The organism is Streptodolium elevatio, assembly GCF_040649515.1.
Taxonomy (GTDB): domain Bacteria; phylum Actinomycetota; class Actinomycetes; order Streptomycetales; family Streptomycetaceae; genus Yinghuangia; species Yinghuangia elevatio.
Genome location: NZ_JBEZFP010000098.1, coordinates 1 through 16,596, shown reverse-complemented (window position 1 = coordinate 16,596; position 16,596 = coordinate 1). Strand labels below are relative to the sequence as shown.

Sequence of the window (16,596 nt, the reverse complement as noted above, 5' to 3'; positions counted from 1 at the left end):
TGAGCGAAGCGAGCGAATCAACAAGAGGGTGCGTTTCGCGAATGCGGCCGCCGAGCGAAGCGAGGTGGCGGCATGAGTGAGCGGAGCGAGCGAATCAATGTGGGGGTGCGTTTCGCGAATGCGGCCACCGAGCGAAGCGAGGTGGCGGCATGAGCCGCCGCAGCGTCGTCGTCACCGGTATAGGGGTGGTGGCGCCGGGAGGGGTCGGGACCAAGGACTTCTGGGATCTGATCACCTCGGGCCGCACCGCGACGCGCCCGATCACGTTGTTCGACGCCGCGGCGTATCGCTCGCAGATGGCCGGCGAGATCGACTTCGACCCGGCCGAACACGGGCTGAGCCACCGCGAGGTCGCCCGCATGGACCGCGCCGCGCAGTTCGCGGTCGTCGCCACCCGCGAATGCCTCGCGGACAGCGGCCTGGAACTGTCCGGACTGGACCCCGCGCGCGTCGCGGTCAGCCTCGGCAGCGCGGTCGGCGCGACGACCGGCCTGGAGAACGAGTACCGGGTCCTCAGCGACACCGGCCGCAAGTGGGTCCTGGACCACGACTACGCGGTCCCCGAGCTGTACGCCCACCTGGTCCCCAGCTCCTTCGCCGCCGAGGTCGCCTGGGCGGCAGGTGCCGAGGGCCCGGTGACGATGGTGTCGTCGGGCTGCACGTCGGGCCTGGACTCGGTCGGCTACGGACGGGACCTCATCGCCGAGGGCACCGCCGACGTGGTGCTCGCGGGTGGCACGGACGCGCCGATCTCGCCGCTCGCGGTCGCCTGCTTCGACGTGATCAAGGCGACCTCGCCGCGCAACGACGAACCGGCCACCGCGTCCCGGCCGTTCGACCGGACCCGCAACGGCTTCGTCCTCGCGGAGGGTGCGGCCATGCTCGTCCTGGAGGAGTACGGGCACGCCCGGGCCAGGGGCGCGCACATCTACGCCGAGATATCCGGTTACGCGTCGCGGTCCAACGCGTACCACATGACCGGCCTCAAGCCGGACGGCATCGAGATGGCCGAGGCGATCCGCGTCGCGCTGGACGAGGGCCGTACCGACCCGACGCAGGTCGATTACGTGAACGCGCACGGCTCGGCGACCAAGCAGAACGACATCCACGAGACCGCGGCGTTCAAGCGGGCGCTCGGCGCGCACGCGTACCGCACGCCGGTCAGCTCGATCAAGTCCATGATCGGGCACTCCCTCGGGGCGATCGGCTCGATCGAGATCGCGGCGTGCGCCCTGGCGATCGAACACGGCGTGGTCCCGCCGACCGCGAACCTGCACGAACGCGACGAGCAACTCGACCTGGACTACGTGCCGTTGCACGCGCGCGAGCAACTGGTCGACGTCGCCTTGTCGGTGGGCAGCGGGTTCGGCGGCTTCCAGAGCGCGATGGTGTTGCGTCGGCCCGAGGGGGTGCGGTCGTGACGGCCGTGTCCACAGCCGTCGGCGCACCGGCCGGGACCACGGTCGTCACCGGTCTGGGCGTGCTGGCACCCAACGGGCTTGGCACCGAGGCGTATTGGTCCGCGACGCTGTCAGGGCGCAGCGGGATCGCACCGATCACCGAATACGACGGGTCGGGCTACCCCTGCCGCTTCGTGGGCGACGTCGTCGACTTCGACCCGACGGAGCACGTACCGAGCCGGCTGATGCCGCAGACCGATCCGCTGACGCGGTTCGCCGTCGCGGCTTCCGACTGGGCGGTGGCCGACGCCGGGATCGCTCCTGGCAGCGTGGACGACCTGGGGATGGGTGTCGTCACCGCGAACGCCTCGGGCGGCTTCTACTTCACCCAGCGCGAGATCCAGAACCTGTGGACGAAGGGTCCCGCCCACGTCAGCGCGTACCAGAGCTTCGCGTGGTTCTACGCGGTCAACACCGGGCAGATCTCCATCCGGCACGGCATGCGCGGCCCCGGCGACGTCCTGGTGGCGGACCAGGCGGCCGGGCTCGACGCGATCGGCCACGCCCGGCGGCAGATCCGGCGCGGGACACCGCTGGTGGTCACCGGCGGCATGGAGGCCCCGCTGAATCCGTACGCCATGGTGGCGCAGATGTCGCACGGCAAGCTGAGCCGGGCGCGGGTCGCGGAGCGTGCGTACATGCCGTTCTCCTCGGACGCGGACGGGTTCGTCCCGGCCGAAGGCGGCGCGATCCTGGTGACCGAGGACGCGGCCTCCGCGCGCGGGCGCGGGGCCCCGCGGTGCTATGGGGAAATCGCCGGGTACGCCGCGACGTTCGACCCGCTGCCGCAGACCGGGCGGCCTTCCGCGCTGCGCAGGGCGGCCGAACTGGCGATCGCCGACGCGGGGTTGACGCCGGAAGGCATCGACGTGGTCTTCGCCGACGCGGCCGGCACCCCCGAGGCCGACCGCGTCGAGGCGGACACGATCACCGCGCTGTTCGGGCCGGAGGGCGTCCCGGTCACCGCGCCGAAGACGATGACCGGCCGCATGCTCGCGGGCGGCCCGCCGGTGGACATCGCCGCGGCGCTGCTCGCGATTCGCGACCAGGTGATCCCGCCGACCGTCAACGTCCCCGAACTGCACCCCGGTTGCCGGCTCGACCTGGTCAGGGACCGGCCCAGGGAGGCCCGGCTGACGACGGCGCTGGTTCTGGCGCGCGGCCACGGGGGCTTCAACTCGGCGCTGGTGGTGCGGGCCGCCGCACTGTGAGGACGGCGCAACCGTGCGACCGCGCCGACGACGCCGCGGCACGCACGAACGGCCGGGCCCCCGGGGGAATTCGGGGACCCGGCCGTCGCCGTGTTCAACCGGCCTTCGCGACCCCGTCGGCGGACAGCGCCGCGACGGCCGCGTCGAACACCGCCCGGTCGCGGTCCGCGGGACCGGGCTGCGGGGGAAGCAGCGGGAGCGTCGTGGACGCCCCGGAGCGCACCGCCCGGTGCCGCTTCGCCCAGCCGACCAGCTGCTGTCCCGGGCCCGCCTCGACGAGGGTGAAGTCGCCGGTGGACAGCAGCGCGTCCAGGGCGGGCCAGAACAGCACCGGCGCCGCGATCTGGTCCGCCCAGAAGGCGGGCCGCAGAGCGTCCTCGGCGCCGACCGGCCGGCCCGTGGCCGTGGACTGGACGAGCACGCTCGGCAACCTCAACTCGATGCCGGCGAACGCCTCGCGGAACACCCGTGCGCCTTCGGCCGCCGCGGGACTGTGAAAGGGCAGGTCGCCCGCCACCGCCCGGCACACGAGCCCGTCCTTGCGCAGTCGCGACGCGGCCTCCGCCAACGGGCCCCGGGCACCCGCGAGGACGCTCTGCCGAGGGCCGTTGACCGCGCCCACGACCACCTCCGTGCCGGTGTACGGGGCGAGTTCGCGCGCCGATGCCGCGACGGCCACCATGCCGCCCGGGCCGATCGCGGCGAGCGCTTCACCGCGGCTCGCGAGCAGGTGGCCTGCGGCCGCGACGTCGAAGACCCCGGCCAGGCCCGCGGCGGCGAACTCGCCGACGCTGTGCCCGAGGAGGGCGTGCGGGACGACTCCGTAGGCCCGTAGCGCCTCGCCCAGGGCGTATCCGACGGCGAACAACAGCGGTTGCGAATAAGCGGATTCGTGGATCGCGCCGGCCGGGGCGTCGGCCGGATCGGCGGCCAGCCACACGGCGCGCAGGCGCTCCGCGTCGCCGCCGGCCGTCGCGTATGCCTCGAACAGGCGGTCCAGCGCGGCCGTGAAGCCGCTGTCGGTGCCGTAGAGTCCGGCGCCCATGCGCGCGTACTGGGCCCCCTGTCCGGGGAGCATGAGCACGACCGGGCGCGCCGCCGTGTCACGCATGGCAGTCCGGCAGGCGCCCGTGGAACTCGACCATCTCCATGAAGGAGGCGACGACGTCCAACGGCGTCCCCAGCTCGGGCCCTTCGGAGCCGGCGAGTTCGACGTACGCCCGGTGCAGGTTGCCCACCAGTCGCTCCGGGTCCAGGAGTTCGGCGAAGCTGCCGGGCTCGGCCGCCCGGGCGGCTTCCAGCGGGCTCATCCCGGCGGCGGCCCCGGCGCGGGCCACCTCTTGAATCCAACTCAGGTACGCGGTGTTCGCGTCCAGGATCTCCGGCCCGCCGACCGGTCCATGGCCCGGCACCACGGTGGTCGCGCCGAGGGCCCGCATCTGCGCCAGCACGTCCAGGGAACCTTGGATGGACCCCATGAGGCAGTAGGGCGTCACGCCGGACATTGCGATGTCCCCGGTGAACAGGACGCCGCGGTCCGGGATCCACACCACGACGTCGTTGGTGGTGTGCGCGGTGCCGAAGTGGATCAGCTCGATGCCGATGCCCCCGCGGTTCAGCGTCGCGCGGTCGCGGAAGGTCAGCGACGGCAGGGTCACGCGTACGTCGCCCCATCCGACGTCCGGCCACAACTGCGTGAGGCCGAGTCCCGCGGCGGTCATCTCGGTGCGGGTGCGCTCATGCGCGACGAACAGCGCGTCGGGGGCGAAGAGATGGTTGCCAAAGGTGTGGTCGCTGTGGTGGTGGGTGTTCACTACGACGCCGGGACCGCCCCCGGCCACGTCGGCGACGGCCTTGCGCAGGCGTACCGCGCGTTCCTCGGTGGCGACGGTGTCGATGAGCGCGGTCTCGCCCCCGTCGGTGACGATTCCGCAGTTGTTGACGCACCAGCCGCCGTCGGGCTGGACGTACGCGAATACCCCGTCGGCGACCTCCTCCGTTCGCGGCGGGGCGAGCGCGCTGTTGTCGAGTCCCACGGCGGCTTCCTCTCGGTGGTGGCCACCGGTCGCCGAGCGGGCGACCGGTGGTGGTGATCGGTGATCGGTGATCGGTGACGGGTGTTCGGTGGTCGGTGGTCGTGATGGGTCGTTCCACTCCCGCGCACGAGCGCGTTCGCGCTCAGACCCGCGGGGCCCGTGCCAGGGCCTCGACGGTCTCCTTCGCCCGCCGCAGCGTGGTGCGGCTGTTCCCGCCGATCGCCTCGCGGACCGCGGCCTTGGCCGCCGCGAGGTCCGTGTCGGGGCCGAGGACCGCGGCAATTCCCGCCGGGTCCAGGACGATCCGATGCCGGCCGACCGCGCGGGCGCCGTGCGCCGTGCCGGTCACGGTCCATTCGCCCAAGTGGGCGGTGGCGACCGGGGGAAGGACGAGTTGCTTGTAGACGATGCGGTGGCCGGGGCGGCCGATGCGGATGGAACGCAGCGAGTGCTGTTCGCCGCGGTGGTTCCGTACGTCCATGTCCATGGTCTGCACCCCGTCGGCGTCCTCGGCCAGTTCGAGTGCAACGACGTGCGGAAGGGCATCGGGCCACCGCTCGGCGCGCCAGAGGAAGTCGTGGACCGCCTCGGCGGACCCGTCGATGTCCGCCGTGTCCTCGAACTCCAGGAGCAGGTCGGCGGCTTCGTCCTGCTCCGCGTGCCGGCGCAGCGCCGCGAGCTCGGCCTCGCTGTTGGCGTCGACGACGGCATGCACGGCGTCCGGTCCCAGCGCCGCGTCCGGGCGCATCCTGAAGTCGTGCGTCAGCACCACGAGCGTTCCGTCGCCCTCGGGTTCGACGATCCACTCGCCGCCCATCGCGGCGAGCGGGGCGCGCGGCGTCTGCTGGTCGAAGCGGATGCGCCGGGCCATCGGGTCGAGCGTGCGGCGTGACGTCCAGTGCGCCACCTCGCCGCCGGCTGTCGTCCAGATCGCGAACTCCTCGCTGGTGCCCTGCTGTTCGAGCACCTCGACGTGCAGGGTCGGGCCGAACACCAGGGGCCAGCCCGCGACGTCCGCGAGCAGTGCATACACGGTGTTGGGTGGCGCGGCGACGGTGATCCGGTGCTCGGTCTCGTACGTGGTCATGCGCGTGCCTCCTCGGCGACGACGGCTCGCGGACCACTGTCATCGGCGCGGGTGGAGCGGGGCTGGAGCGCGGATGGAGCCCGTCCGTCGGGCGTCGCTCGGGATTCGAGCACGTTTCCAGGCCGACCCGGCAGGCTCGCCGCAGATGCCACCGCAGTCGGCGGGGCGCGAGCCGAGGAGGCACACGATGGCGGCGGTCAGCGGGGACCTGTACGTGGAGGTCCAGATGTTCTACGCACGACAGATCGCGATGCTGGACGACGGGGACTTCGAGGGCTTCGCCGGCACGTTCCTGCCGGACGGCGTCTTCCGTCCGGCGGGCGGCCGGGCCGAGGTGTGCGGGCGCGAGATCATCGCGAAGGCGTCCGAGGCCGCCTCCGACCGGTTCGACGGGGCCCAGCCGAGGCATTGGTTCGACATGCTGCGGGTGACGCCCGAGGCGAACGGCGGGATCCGCACGAACTACTACGCGGCGATCAGCATCACCGCCTCGGACGGCTCGACGCGGTGGGAGCCGACCTGCGTGGTCGAGGACGAACTCGTCCGCGTTGACGGCGAATTGGCCAGCCGGTCGCGCACCGTCGTACGGGACGACCTGCCTTCGCGCTGACCGGGTGCGGACGTGCGTGCGGGGTGGCGGGGCCGACGCGGCCCGCCACCCCGCACGCGTCTTCACACCGACGCCAGCAGATGGTTCACGAAGGCCTCCGCGCCCGAGTCGAACTGGAGCGCGACGTGGCTGCCCGCCGCGTGCACGTCCCGCCAGGCCCGCTGCAACGGGTGCGAGTCGGACTGGGCGCGCGTGCCGCCGCTGCGGAAGAGCCGGTCGACGGCCGACGTCATCAGCTCCACCGCCAGTGCCGCGTCGCGGCCGTTGCGCGCGACCTGCGCCCCGGTGACCACCGCGTCGTCGTCCGCCCCCGCGGCGATCCGTCCGAGCAGCATCTCCGCGATGTCGATCTCGCCCGCCGCGCGGGCGACCGCCGTCTGGACGGCCGGCGAGCGCCCCACCGGTCGGCCGTGGACGTCCTGCTTGTCGGCGAGCCACCGCGCGGACGACACCAGCGCCCCGCGCGCCGACCCGAGCACCGGCGCCGCGAAGGTGAGCCCGTTGACGGCGAGGAGCGGCACGTTGTGGCAGCGGGCCGGCGAGTCGGAGCCCTGTCCGCCCACCATGTCGGCCACCAGGAAGCTGCGTTGCTCGGGCACGAACACGTCCTCGACGACCAGCGTGTTGCTGCCGGTGGCACGCATGCCGACGTTGTGCCACGTGTCTTGGATGTCGTACGCGTCGCGCGGCAGCGCGAAGAAGCGACCCGGATCGCCGCCCGGCACACCGGGACCGCGTACGAGCGCCCAGTCGGAGAAGTCCACGCCACTGGTGTAGGGCCAGCGCCCCGACAACTGCCAGCCGCCTGGCACTGCGCGCACGTCGCCGGTCGGGGCGAGGGCGCTGACCACGCAGGTGTCCGGGCCTTTCTCCCAGATCTCCGCCTGCCCCTCGGCCGGCAGGTACGCCGCGAACCGGGCCGTGTATGCCCACAGCGACGCGGTCCACGCAGCCGATGCGCATCCCTCGCCGACCACGGCCACCGCCGCGGTGAGTTCGCCGAACGACCCCGCCCGGCCCGCCCACCGGGTCGGCGCGAAGTGCGCGGCAAAGCCCGCCTCGACGAGTGCCTCGACGACCTCGGGGTGCAAGCGGCGCCGGACGTCCGAGGCGGCCGCGTGCCGGGCGGCGATCGCGGCGACCACCCGGGCGGCGTCCAGCAGCGGCGCCGTGGACGCCGGGTCCACGCACGCCCTGGGCAGCGGCCCGGGCACCGTGTCCGGCGGCACGGAACTCAGGTTGGGACGGCGGCCTTTCACCGTGCCGGCCCTTGTGCCGACCCCTGCGCCGGCCCGACCGCGGCGCTGCCGTACGCGACGCCGCGCTCCGCGCCGTGCGCCGCCCCGTCGCCGACCACCCGGCGACGGCGCATCCGCCACGGGCCGCCCTCGCTGCGGACCAGGGTGTCCTCCCAGATTCCGCTGCGGAACACCGTGGTCGGCGTACCGGGGCTGCTGTGCAGCACCAGAAAGCTGGACCGGGTGCGCACCTGCCGGACCACCGGCTCGCCGCCGTCCGCGCCGTCCCCGGCGTCCGCGCCGACGTCGCCCTCGGCGCTGTCCGGGGACTCGGGATGCACCGTCAGCATGCTCATCAAGTGGCGCCTGGTGACGCCCTGTTCCGCCAGGGCGGCGCCGGCCTTCGCGAGCCGGGCGAGGATCGTCCCGCGGCCGAACAGCGGCGCGGGCAGCGCGTCGGTGTCGAACTCGGCGTCCTCGGTGTAGTCGTCGGCCCACACCTCGGCGTTATCGTCGTCGACGGCCTGCATGTGCCGTGCGTAGAACTGCTGGACCGAGAGATACAGCTCGGGCGTCACCACCGCCGGCCGGACCGCGCTCGGAGCGGTCTGCGTCATGGTTCTCCTCCCTGGGGCTCCGGCGCCGCGGCGCGGCACCTGCGGTCGAGCCTGGCAACGAGCCCTGGAGGCTGGCCGGAACCCCGCTCGAGGCGGGGCCGGACGGCCCGGTCCGAACCGCGGGGCCGTCCGGCACGACCCGTCAGCCGGCCCGGGCGGGGAGGTCGAGCGACAGGCGCCCGCGGGCCTGCGAGGGCATGTCGAGCACGGGGTCGCACGCCAGCACCGCCTGGTGCAGCCGGCGCATGCGCGGGGAGGGTTCCAACCCCAGTTCGTCGTGCAGGACTTGGCGCAGCCGGCGGTGCACGCTCAGGGCCTGGGCGGGCCGCCCGGACCGGTAGAGCGCGAGCATCAGCTGCGCGTGCAGGTTCTCGTGGGTGGGGTTCTGGGTGACCAACGCACTCAACTCGCCCAGCAGTTCGTGGTGGTGGCCGAGACGCAGGTCGGCCTCGATGCGCTGTTCCTGGACGCAGATGCGTTGTTCCTCAAGGCCGGTGAGGTAGCTCTGCAGGATCGGCCCGGTCTGGACATCCGCCAGCGCCGCGCCCGTCCACATGCCGAGCGCCTCGCCGAGTAAGCGGGAGCCCGTACGGTCGTCGTCGTGGTCGAGCGCCGTCCGCCCGTGGCTCACCAGCCGCTCGAACACGTGCAGGTCCAGCTCGCCCGGGTGCACCACGAGGAGGTAGCCCCCGTCCCGGGTCTCCAGGGTCTTGCGGGCGTCCTGGAGGCTGCCGATGTGCGGCACGCCGCGCAGGGCGCGGCGGAGTTGGAGCACGTACGTCTGGAGCGTCGAGAGCGCGCTCGCGGGCGGTGCGGACTCCCACAACTCCTCGATGCACGCGCTCGTGGAGACCACTTGATTGGCGTTGAACAGGAGCAGCGCCAGCAGTTGGCGTTGTTTGGGTGCGGTGGGGACGTACGAGATGCGCTGTGCGGTCATCCGCAGCGGGCCGAGCACACCGAATTCCATGAGAGCCTTCGCCTTCTCGACATCGTCGTCACATAGGGCGGTCGCAACACGCCATTGGGGTAACGGAGTTCGGGGTGGCGGCAGGGTCACGGCCCACCAGGTCGGACCTGGACGCGGTAGCGGTTCAGCGCATCACGACCCCGCATGCCGACCGGCCGCGGCAGCGCGCGCATGCGGCGGCCGCGGATCGTCGGTGTTTCGGATTCCGGGGCGGAGCACCCCTGGACGGCCCTTATGCCGCCCGCGAATTGGACGCCGTGGCGGTCAGGCGTCTTGCGGCGGTCTCCCGGTGCCGGGTGTCGTCATCTTTCCCCCGAAAGTTGGTCACGGCACGAAGCGTATGCCGGGAATCGTAGCTTGAGTCAAGGGCCGTTCCCGGCCCCGGATGTTAACGCCGGATTGCCTTCAGGGGATTCGAGCGATGCTTGCTCCGACGCTCCAGCAACGCGCGTCCGCCGCTCAAGCGTCCCTCCACCACAGGTGCACCACCGGTGCACGCGACTACGGCCGACGGCCGGACACTTGGGGAGACTGCTGCCTCGCGCTGTCCAATCCGCGCGGGGAACTCCGCGCGTGGCACCCTGTGCCTTGCGTTGGGCGGGTCACCTGCCGGTATACGCCAAACGACGGCAACCCGCCAGACCAGGTGATGGTTTGGCGGGTTGCCGTCGCGAACGAGGGTTCCGGGGCCGGGGCCTACCGGGGGCGGGGCCTATCGGCCGAGCGCCGCCTTCAGGGCGTCGACGCGGTCGGTGCGCTCCCAGGTGAAGTCCGGCAGGTCGCGGCCGAAGTGGCCGTACGCCGCCGTCGCTGTGTAGATCGGGCGCAGCAGGTCGAGGTCGCGGATGATCGCGGCGGGACGCAGGTCGAAGACCTCGGTGACGGCCGTCTGGATCTTCTCGACCGGAAGGGTCTCGGTGCCGAAGGTCTCGACGAAGAGGCCGACCGGCTCGGCCTTGCCGATCGCGTACGCGACCTGGACCTCGCAGCGGCGGGCGAGGCCGGCCGCGACGATGTTCTTGGCGACCCAGCGCATCGCGTACGCCGCCGAGCGGTCCACCTTGGACGGGTCCTTGCCCGAGAAGGCGCCGCCGCCGTGCCGGGCCATGCCGCCGTACGTGTCGATGATGATCTTGCGGCCGGTCAGCCCGGCGTCGCCCATCGGGCCGCCGATCTCGAAGCGGCCGGTGGGGTTGACCAGGAGGCGGTAGCCCTCGGTCTCGATGCCGAGGTTCGCGAGTTCCGGCTCCACGACGTACTCGCGGATGTCGGGGGCGAGCAGCGACTCGAGGTCGATGTCGGCGGCGTGCTGCGAGGAGACGACCACGGTGTCCAGCCGGACCGGGCGGTCGCCGTCGTACTCGATGGTGACCTGGGTCTTGCCGTCCGGGCGCAGGTAGGGGATGGTCCCGTTCTTGCGCACCTCGGACAGGCGCTTCGACAGGCGGTGCGCGAGCGTGATCGGCAGCGGCATCAGCTCGGGGGTGTCGTCGCACGCGTACCCGAACATCAGGCCCTGGTCGCCCGCGCCCTGGCGGTCGAGCTCGTCCTCGTCGCCCTCGACCCGGGCCTCGTAGGCGTCGTCGACGCCCTGCGCGATGTCCGGGGACTGCGAGCCGATGGAGATCGACACGCCGCACGATGCGCCGTCGAAGCCCTTCTTCGAGCTGTCGTAGCCGATCTCCAGGACACGGTCGCGGACGATCGTGGGGATGTCCGCGTAGCCCTTGGTGGTCACCTCGCCGGCGACGTGGACCTGGCCGGTGGTGATCAGCGTCTCGACGGCGACCCGGGACTTGGGGTCCTCCTTGAGGAGCGCGTCCAGGATGGAGTCGCTGATCTGGTCGGCGATTTTGTCCGGGTGACCTTCGGTCACGGACTCCGAGGTGAACAGTCGACGGGACACTTCGCTCCCTGAGGTTTGCAGCGGCTGCTGGCTGACGACTACGCGCAGGTTGGAGCACGTGCCGCCGGAATTCTGGCCCGAGTGTAGCCCGAAGGAGGGCGCCGACGTAGCAGCCGTCCAGCCACGTGGATGACGTGGCGTTCCTCACTCCCTGTCGGCAGCGCCCGCCCGGCACGCGGGGCCGACGGAGACCGGGAGCCGCGCCGAAGAGCGGGCCGGGCGTGCCGCGGCGCCCGCGACGCCGGATCAGCCCGCCGGCGGGCCGAACAGCGCGGCGACCCGGTCCCACACCGCGTCGGCCAGGTCCTCCTTGGGGCCGAACGGCACCGGGGCCTCGCCGCCGTCGGCGCCCAGGATGACCGCCTCGTTGCCGTCGGCGCCGAACGTACGGGTCTCCCCCACCTCGTTGACCACGAGCAGGTCGCAGCCCTTGCGGGCGAGCTTCGCGCGGCCGTGGGCCAGCACGTCGTCGGTCTCCGCGGCGAAGCCCACGACGATCTGGCCGGGACGGGCGCGCTCGCGCGAGATCTCGGCGAGGATGTCCGGGTTCTTGACCAGCGCGACGGGGTCCGGCTCGGCATCGGTCTTCTTGATCTTGCCGCCGGCGTACGCGACCGGCCGGAAGTCGGCGACCGCCGCCGCCATCACCACGCAGTCCGCGTCGGCGGCCGCCTTCACGACGGCCTCGCGCAGTTCGACGGCGGTGCCGACGGGCACGACGTCCGCGCCCGCGGGGTCCGGGAGGCCCACGTTGGCGGCGATCAGGGTGACCCGGGCACCGCGGGCGAGGGCGGTGCGGGCCAGCGCGTACCCCTGCTTGCCGGACGAGCGGTTGCCGAGGAACCGGACCGGGTCGAGCGGCTCGCGCGTGCCGCCCGCCGAGACGACGATGTGACGCCCTGCCAGGTCGGGCGCCTGGTTGCCGCGCAGCAGCGCGCGCCGGGCGGTCCGGAAGATCTCCTCCGGCTCGGGCAGGCGTCCCTTGCCGGTGTCCTTGCCGGTGAGCCTGCCCACCGCGGGCTCCAGCACGATCGCGCCGCGCCGGCGCAGCGTGGCGACGTTCTCGCGGGTCGCGGGGTGCTCCCACATCTCGGTGTGCATCGCGGGCACGAACACCACCGGACAGCGTGCCGTGAGAAGCGTGTTGGTGAGCAGGTCGTCGGCCAGGCCGTGGGCCGCCTTGGCCAGGATGTCCGCGGTCGCCGGGGCGACGACGACGAGATCCGCGGACTGCCCGATGCGCACGTGCGGCACCTCGTGCACGTCGTCCCACACGTCGGTGGCCACCGGCTGCCCGGAGAGCGCCGCCCAGGTCGGCGCCCCCACGAACTTCAGCGCGCTCGCGGTCGGCACGACGCGTACCTCGTGCCCGGACTCGGTGAACCGCCTCAGGACATCGCACGCCTTGTACGCGGCGATGCCGCCGGCGACGCCGAGGACCACACGGGGACGCTGCTGGGTCATCGCTTCTCCTGCATCTGCCGCGCACGGGGCCGGTGGGTTCATGCATGTTGTCCGTGCCTACGGCTTTCGAGCGTAGCGACGCCCGGATGCGCCCGGCGAACCGGCGGGCTCGCGGGTGCGTCGCAGATGTCGTCGGGGGGAATCCGGCAGGAACACCGAGTACCGCTTCTGAGTACGAACGCGGATGGCCCGGCGTCGCGTGCCGCGCGACGCTGGGGGCACGGAGCGGGGAACTCCGTTTTCGGGCGCGGTCGATCGCCCGCGAGAAGGGTCCGACGACCGCGACCAGCGTGCGCACACACCCGCGTGCGTACCGGGGGAGACTTCGATGATCGACATCAATTTGCTCGCGGATCCCGCGAGATGCCCGGATTGCACGGGCCCGTTGCCCGCGCCAAGGCCGTCGATGTGCGAGCGTTGCGCGCTTCCGCTGACCGGCCCGCTGGCCGCGGAGCTGTGGACCGTCAGCACTGACGCCAAGCGGCTGCTGGAAAAGCGGACGGTGATCCTGCGCCGCATGCGTGCCGCCACCGTCCCGGTGCCCAAGCCCGCGTCCCCGTCTGCCGTGGGGGCGGGCGCAGGGACAGGCGACGACGCCGCGGGGACCTCTGGGCCGCCGCGCATGCCGGTCGGCACCGCGACACACCCGCCGGTGCAGCCGGTGCCCACCGCGCAGCGCGGCGGACGGTGGCGGCGCGAGGTGTTCGGGGCCCTGCCGGTGACCCCCGCGTCGGCGACCGCGGCCGCCGGCACCACGACACCTACTGCTGCCTCTGCTACTGCCTCTACTACTGCGCCGACCGCTCAGGCGGCCGCGGCGGCCGCCGCGGCGGTGAGTCCGGCCGCCGCTCCGCCTCGGCCGTCCGGCCAAGCGCCGCGGAACCGCAGTGCGGCGCGGCCCGCGGCCGCGCACGGGATGGGTGCCGGTCCGGGTGCCGCCCCCGGCTCCGCCCCGGCCGCCGAGGTCGGGCGCCGCCGGGTCGCACGTCTCATCCTGGGCACCGGCGTGCTGTTCCTGATCATCGCGGCGATCGTCTTCGTCGCGATGACCTGGCAGCGCACCGGCACCGGCGGGCGGGCGATCGTGATGGCGCTGATGCTGGTCGCCGCGGCGACCGGTACGGCCGTCGCCGAGCGCCGCGACCTGCCCCTCACCGCGGAGGCGTTGGGCGTGGTCGCGGTGGCCTTGGGCCTGCTCGACGGGTACGCGGCCTACGCCGCCGACCTCGGAGGAGTACGCGGCTCGGGAGGTCTGCTGGTCTCCGCCGTGACCGTGGCCGCCGTCGGCGGCGCGGCCCTGGCCGGAAGCATGGTCCTGGGACTGCGCACCTTGCGGGTGTCCGCCGCTCTGCTGCTGCAGGCACCCGTTCCGCTGCTGGCCGGGCACATCGGCGAGTCGCGCGATTCGCTGCTGCCTCTGGCAATCGGGTTCACCGCCCAGGCGGCGGCCGAAGTGGCGCTGCTGCACTGGGCGTTCCGTACGCCGGTCGACGCCGCGGTGAAGGCCGACGGCCACGCCGCCCCGGCCCGCTCGCTGCCCAAGTCGCCCGCGGTTCGCACCGCGCTGTTGGCCTCGGCGGCGTACTGGCTTGCGGCGTTCGGGCTGGCGGTGTCCGAGGCGGGCCGCGGCCCGGCCGCGATCACCATGGTCACGGTGGCCGTGACAGCCGGCTTCGTGGCGCGGGTGATGCACGCGTTCGGCGCGATCCGGCACATCGCCTCGGGTGCGGCCACGGTGGCGTTCTGCGCGACGCTCTTGCTGAGCGCGGCCCTGACGGACGACGACGGTTCGGGCTCCGACATCTCCACGGGATGGGCCGTCGCGGCGTTGTCGGTGTTCATGCTCGTGCTGGTGGCCTTGGTCCACGCGATGCCTCGGGCGTACCGGGCCGGCCCGCTGGTGGTGCTCTCGCTGCCGTTCGCGGTCGGCGCGGTGACGGCCGTTGTGTCCGTGGCCTCGGCGCTGTTCGGACCCGTTTCCTGGTTGTCGCACCCGTGGTCGGCCGAGGACGGGGGCTGGACCGGCGCCCGGGACGTCCTGACGCCGTCCGGGCACTGGGAACTGGGTGCCGCTCCCTCGGTGATCATCGTCGCGGTGGCGCTGACCGTCGGCGTCGCGGCACACCAGCTCGGACGCCGGGCCTGGTGGCGCATGCTCGGGCTGATCACGGTGGTCTCCGAACTCGTGGTCGCGCCTTTCGTGTTCGACGTTCCGATGCCGATCGCGATCGCGTACCAGGTGGTCGCGGGTGCCGGGCTCACCGCCGCGGCGGGCCGGCTGTTCCCGATCGCCTGGCAGGCGCATTCCGCGCGGGCGGCGGGCTTCGCCCTGGTGGCGCTGGGCACGGTGTGGTCGCTGGCGGACGAGGCGGTCTCGGTCGCCGTGTGGGGGCCGGTGGCGCTGGTGCTCGTCGGGCTGGCGGCCGCGGTTCCGGCGACACTGCGGCCCGCCCTGGCCGGGACGGCCACCGCGATGCTGTTCACCGACGCCGCGATGGCCGCGGCCTGGCGCGGTGTCGACGGTCCGGTGATCGCGGCGGGTCTGGCGGTCGCGGCCTCGGCGCTGGTCGCGGCCGGGGTTCCCGTCGCGCGGCGGCGGCCGGCCCTGGGCTGGCCGGTCGTCGGCGTCGCGGGCGCCTGGGCACTCGGCGCCGCCGCGATGGCGCATCCCGACGAGCGGGCGTTCGTGACCGCGCTGGGCGCGGTCACCGCGGCGGCACTGGTGGGTGTGCTCGCCGACGCGGCCGAACGCCGGCCCATGTGGGCCGGGGCGGCCGTCGCCGGGGCGGTCTCCACTGCGGCCGTCGGCGCGTACGCGGCCGGGGCGTCGGCCTCGTGGTCGGCCGTCGCGGCCGCCGCGACCGCCGGGCTCATCCTGGCCGCGGGCCCGTCGGCGCACACCCGCCGCGTGTCCCTGGTGAAGGGCGCCGTCCCCGACCGCGTGCTCCTGGCCGGAACGGTCGAGGCGCTTGCGGCGCTCGGCGTGACGGCCGCCGTACTCAACTCGCTCGGCGACGAGCGCGCCCGGACGGTGGCGGTGGCCGTCGCGGCGTTCGCCGCCGCCTGCCGCATGCCGGCCCGGCGTTCGGCCGCGCCGGGTCTGTGGCCGCCGGTCCTGGCCGCGCTGCTGGTGCTGACGACGGTGTTCGCGGCCATGGCCGCGGATGCGCCGGACAGCCGGGTCGCGCTGCTCGTCGTGTGCGTCGCGTCGGCGCTGTACGTCCTCGTCCCGCACCTGCGCGCGTCGGTCGTGCCGCTGCCGGTCGCCGTGGTCGTGGTGCTGGTGTGCTTCGCGGGCGCCGGGTTCTTCGGCGTCGTGGGCACCAGGCCCGAACTGGCGTGGTTTGCGCTGCTGGTGACCGGGGCCGCGGGGGTTCTCGCGGGCGGTGTCCCGTCCCGGGTGCCGGGGATGACGGACCTGCGCCGGGCCTCGGCCGGCACGGGGGCGGCGCTGCTGCTCGCGGCGTACTGGACGGGGCTCGGTACGGCGGGCGTGGCGGAGCCCGAGCCGTACACGGTCCTGCCCGGCGTGCTGCTGCTCGCGGGCGGCCGGTGGTTGCGCGGGCGCAGGCCCGAGCTGCACTCGTGGGCGGCGTACGGTGCGGGCCTCGCGCTCACGCTGCTGCCGTCCCTGCCGCTCGCGATCTCGGACGACGCCGCACTGCGACCCGCGCTGCTCGGTGCCGCGGCGCTCGCGAGCCTGGTCGTCGGGGCCCGTTTCCGGCTCCAGGCCCCGCTGCTCGTGGGTGTGGGCACGCTCGCGGTGCTGGCGGTGTTCCAGCTGACGTCCCCGGTGCTGGCCGCGTACCACGCGCTGCCGCGCTGGGGGATCTTCGCCGGCGCCGGCGCGCTGCTCATCCTGCTGGGCTGGACGTACGAGCGCCGGTTGCGCGACCTGGCCCGACTGGGCCGCACGGTCCGCGCGCTCGACTGACCGGCGGTGCGGCGCGTCAGGTGAACGGCTCGGCCCCGCCTCCCGGACTTGTCCCGGGCGGCG

General features: G+C 73.5%; 12 protein-coding genes. 4 read left to right on the top strand and 8 right to left on the bottom strand.

Annotated features, from left to right (window positions below; all coding sequences use genetic code 11):
* Positions 1–149: 149 nt before the first annotated feature.
* Both AB0C36_RS29980 and AB0C36_RS29975 read left to right on the top strand, forming a co-directional pair.
* Positions 150–1,421: a beta-ketoacyl-[acyl-carrier-protein] synthase family protein gene (locus AB0C36_RS29980; protein ID WP_358360050.1), complete on the top strand. Its 1,272-nt coding sequence runs from the start codon at positions 150–152 to the stop codon at positions 1,419–1,421.
* The gene (locus AB0C36_RS29975; protein WP_358360048.1) at positions 1,418–2,671 is read left to right on the top strand and encodes a ketosynthase chain-length factor; all 1,254 of its coding nucleotides are present in this window, start codon (positions 1,418–1,420) and stop codon (positions 2,669–2,671) included. The genes AB0C36_RS29980 and AB0C36_RS29975 overlap by 4 nt, the downstream gene beginning before the upstream one ends.
* A 94-nt stretch (positions 2,672–2,765) precedes the next feature.
* Here AB0C36_RS29975 and AB0C36_RS29970 read toward each other — a convergent pair whose 3' ends face one another.
* The 3 genes from AB0C36_RS29970 to AB0C36_RS29960 all read right to left on the bottom strand — a co-directional run bounded on the left by AB0C36_RS29970 (position 2,766) and on the right by AB0C36_RS29960 (position 5,794).
* Positions 2,766–3,782: an acyltransferase domain-containing protein gene (locus tag AB0C36_RS29970; RefSeq protein ID WP_358360045.1), complete on the bottom strand. Its 1,017-nt coding sequence runs from the start codon at positions 3,780–3,782 to the stop codon at positions 2,766–2,768.
* Positions 3,775–4,707 carry an MBL fold metallo-hydrolase gene (locus AB0C36_RS29965; protein ID WP_358360042.1) on the bottom strand — a complete coding sequence of 311 codons (933 nt, stop codon included), beginning with the start codon at positions 4,705–4,707 and terminating at the stop codon, positions 3,775–3,777. Before AB0C36_RS29965 ends, AB0C36_RS29970 begins: the two co-directional genes overlap by 8 nt.
* Positions 4,708–4,849: 142 nt before the next feature.
* The gene (locus tag AB0C36_RS29960) at positions 4,850–5,794 is read right to left on the bottom strand and encodes an aromatase/cyclase (protein WP_358360040.1); all 945 of its coding nucleotides are present in this window, start codon (positions 5,792–5,794) and stop codon (positions 4,850–4,852) included.
* Between the two features lie 187 nt (positions 5,795–5,981).
* On the opposite strand from AB0C36_RS29960, the gene AB0C36_RS29955 reads away from it, so the two are divergent.
* Positions 5,982–6,404 carry a nuclear transport factor 2 family protein gene (locus AB0C36_RS29955; protein ID WP_358360037.1) on the top strand — a complete coding sequence of 141 codons (423 nt, stop codon included), beginning with the start codon at positions 5,982–5,984 and terminating at the stop codon, positions 6,402–6,404.
* Between the two features lie 62 nt (positions 6,405–6,466).
* On the opposite strand, the gene AB0C36_RS29950 is transcribed toward AB0C36_RS29955, so the two are convergent.
* From AB0C36_RS29950 to coaBC, 5 genes are all read right to left on the bottom strand, one after another.
* Positions 6,467–7,633 (bottom strand): acyl-CoA dehydrogenase family protein, encoded by a 1,167-nt coding sequence (locus AB0C36_RS29950; RefSeq protein ID WP_358360034.1) that lies wholly within the window; start codon positions 7,631–7,633, stop codon positions 6,467–6,469.
* Between the two features lie 26 nt (positions 7,634–7,659).
* Positions 7,660–8,259, bottom strand: a complete 600-nt coding sequence (locus tag AB0C36_RS29945; RefSeq protein ID WP_358360031.1) for a nuclear transport factor 2 family protein — start codon at positions 8,257–8,259, stop codon at positions 7,660–7,662.
* Between the two features lie 142 nt (positions 8,260–8,401).
* Positions 8,402–9,229, bottom strand: coding sequence for an AfsR/SARP family transcriptional regulator (locus tag AB0C36_RS29940; protein WP_358360029.1), 828 nt, complete (start codon positions 9,227–9,229; stop codon positions 8,402–8,404).
* Between the two features lie 712 nt (positions 9,230–9,941).
* Positions 9,942–11,135 carry a methionine adenosyltransferase gene (metK, locus tag AB0C36_RS29935; RefSeq protein WP_358360027.1) on the bottom strand — a complete coding sequence of 398 codons (1,194 nt, stop codon included), beginning with the start codon at positions 11,133–11,135 and terminating at the stop codon, positions 9,942–9,944.
* 246 nt (positions 11,136–11,381) lie between these two features.
* Positions 11,382–12,599: a bifunctional phosphopantothenoylcysteine decarboxylase/phosphopantothenate--cysteine ligase CoaBC gene (gene coaBC / locus AB0C36_RS29930; protein WP_358360025.1), complete on the bottom strand. Its 1,218-nt coding sequence runs from the start codon at positions 12,597–12,599 to the stop codon at positions 11,382–11,384.
* Positions 12,600–13,005: 406 nt separating this feature from the next.
* Here coaBC and AB0C36_RS29925 point away from each other — a divergent pair, with 406 nt between their 5' ends.
* Positions 13,006–16,533 carry an SCO7613 C-terminal domain-containing membrane protein gene (locus AB0C36_RS29925; protein ID WP_358360022.1) on the top strand — a complete coding sequence of 1,176 codons (3,528 nt, stop codon included), beginning with the start codon at positions 13,006–13,008 and terminating at the stop codon, positions 16,531–16,533.
* The last annotated feature ends 63 nt before the right edge of the window (positions 16,534–16,596 follow it).

What these genes read in the sequence shown, in the direction of transcription:
- AB0C36_RS29980 (WP_358360050.1), top strand. Translation starts at nt 150, where the DNA reads ATGAGCCGCCGCAGCGTCGTCGTCACCGGTATAGGGGTGGTGGCGCCG.
- AB0C36_RS29970 (WP_358360045.1), bottom strand. Translation starts at nt 3,782, where the DNA reads ATGCGTGACACGGCGGCGCGCCCGGTCGTGCTCATGCTCCCCGGACAG.
- AB0C36_RS29960 (WP_358360040.1), bottom strand. Translation starts at nt 5,794, where the DNA reads ATGACCACGTACGAGACCGAGCACCGGATCACCGTCGCCGCGCCACCC.
- AB0C36_RS29955 (WP_358360037.1), top strand. Translation starts at nt 5,982, where the DNA reads ATGGCGGCGGTCAGCGGGGACCTGTACGTGGAGGTCCAGATGTTCTAC.
- AB0C36_RS29945 (WP_358360031.1), bottom strand. Translation starts at nt 8,259, where the DNA reads ATGACGCAGACCGCTCCGAGCGCGGTCCGGCCGGCGGTGGTGACGCCC.
- AB0C36_RS29940 (WP_358360029.1), bottom strand. Translation starts at nt 9,229, where the DNA reads ATGGAATTCGGTGTGCTCGGCCCGCTGCGGATGACCGCACAGCGCATC.
- coaBC (WP_358360025.1), bottom strand. Translation starts at nt 12,599, where the DNA reads ATGACCCAGCAGCGTCCCCGTGTGGTCCTCGGCGTCGCCGGCGGCATC.
- AB0C36_RS29925 (WP_358360022.1), top strand. Translation starts at nt 13,006, where the DNA reads ATGTGCGAGCGTTGCGCGCTTCCGCTGACCGGCCCGCTGGCCGCGGAG.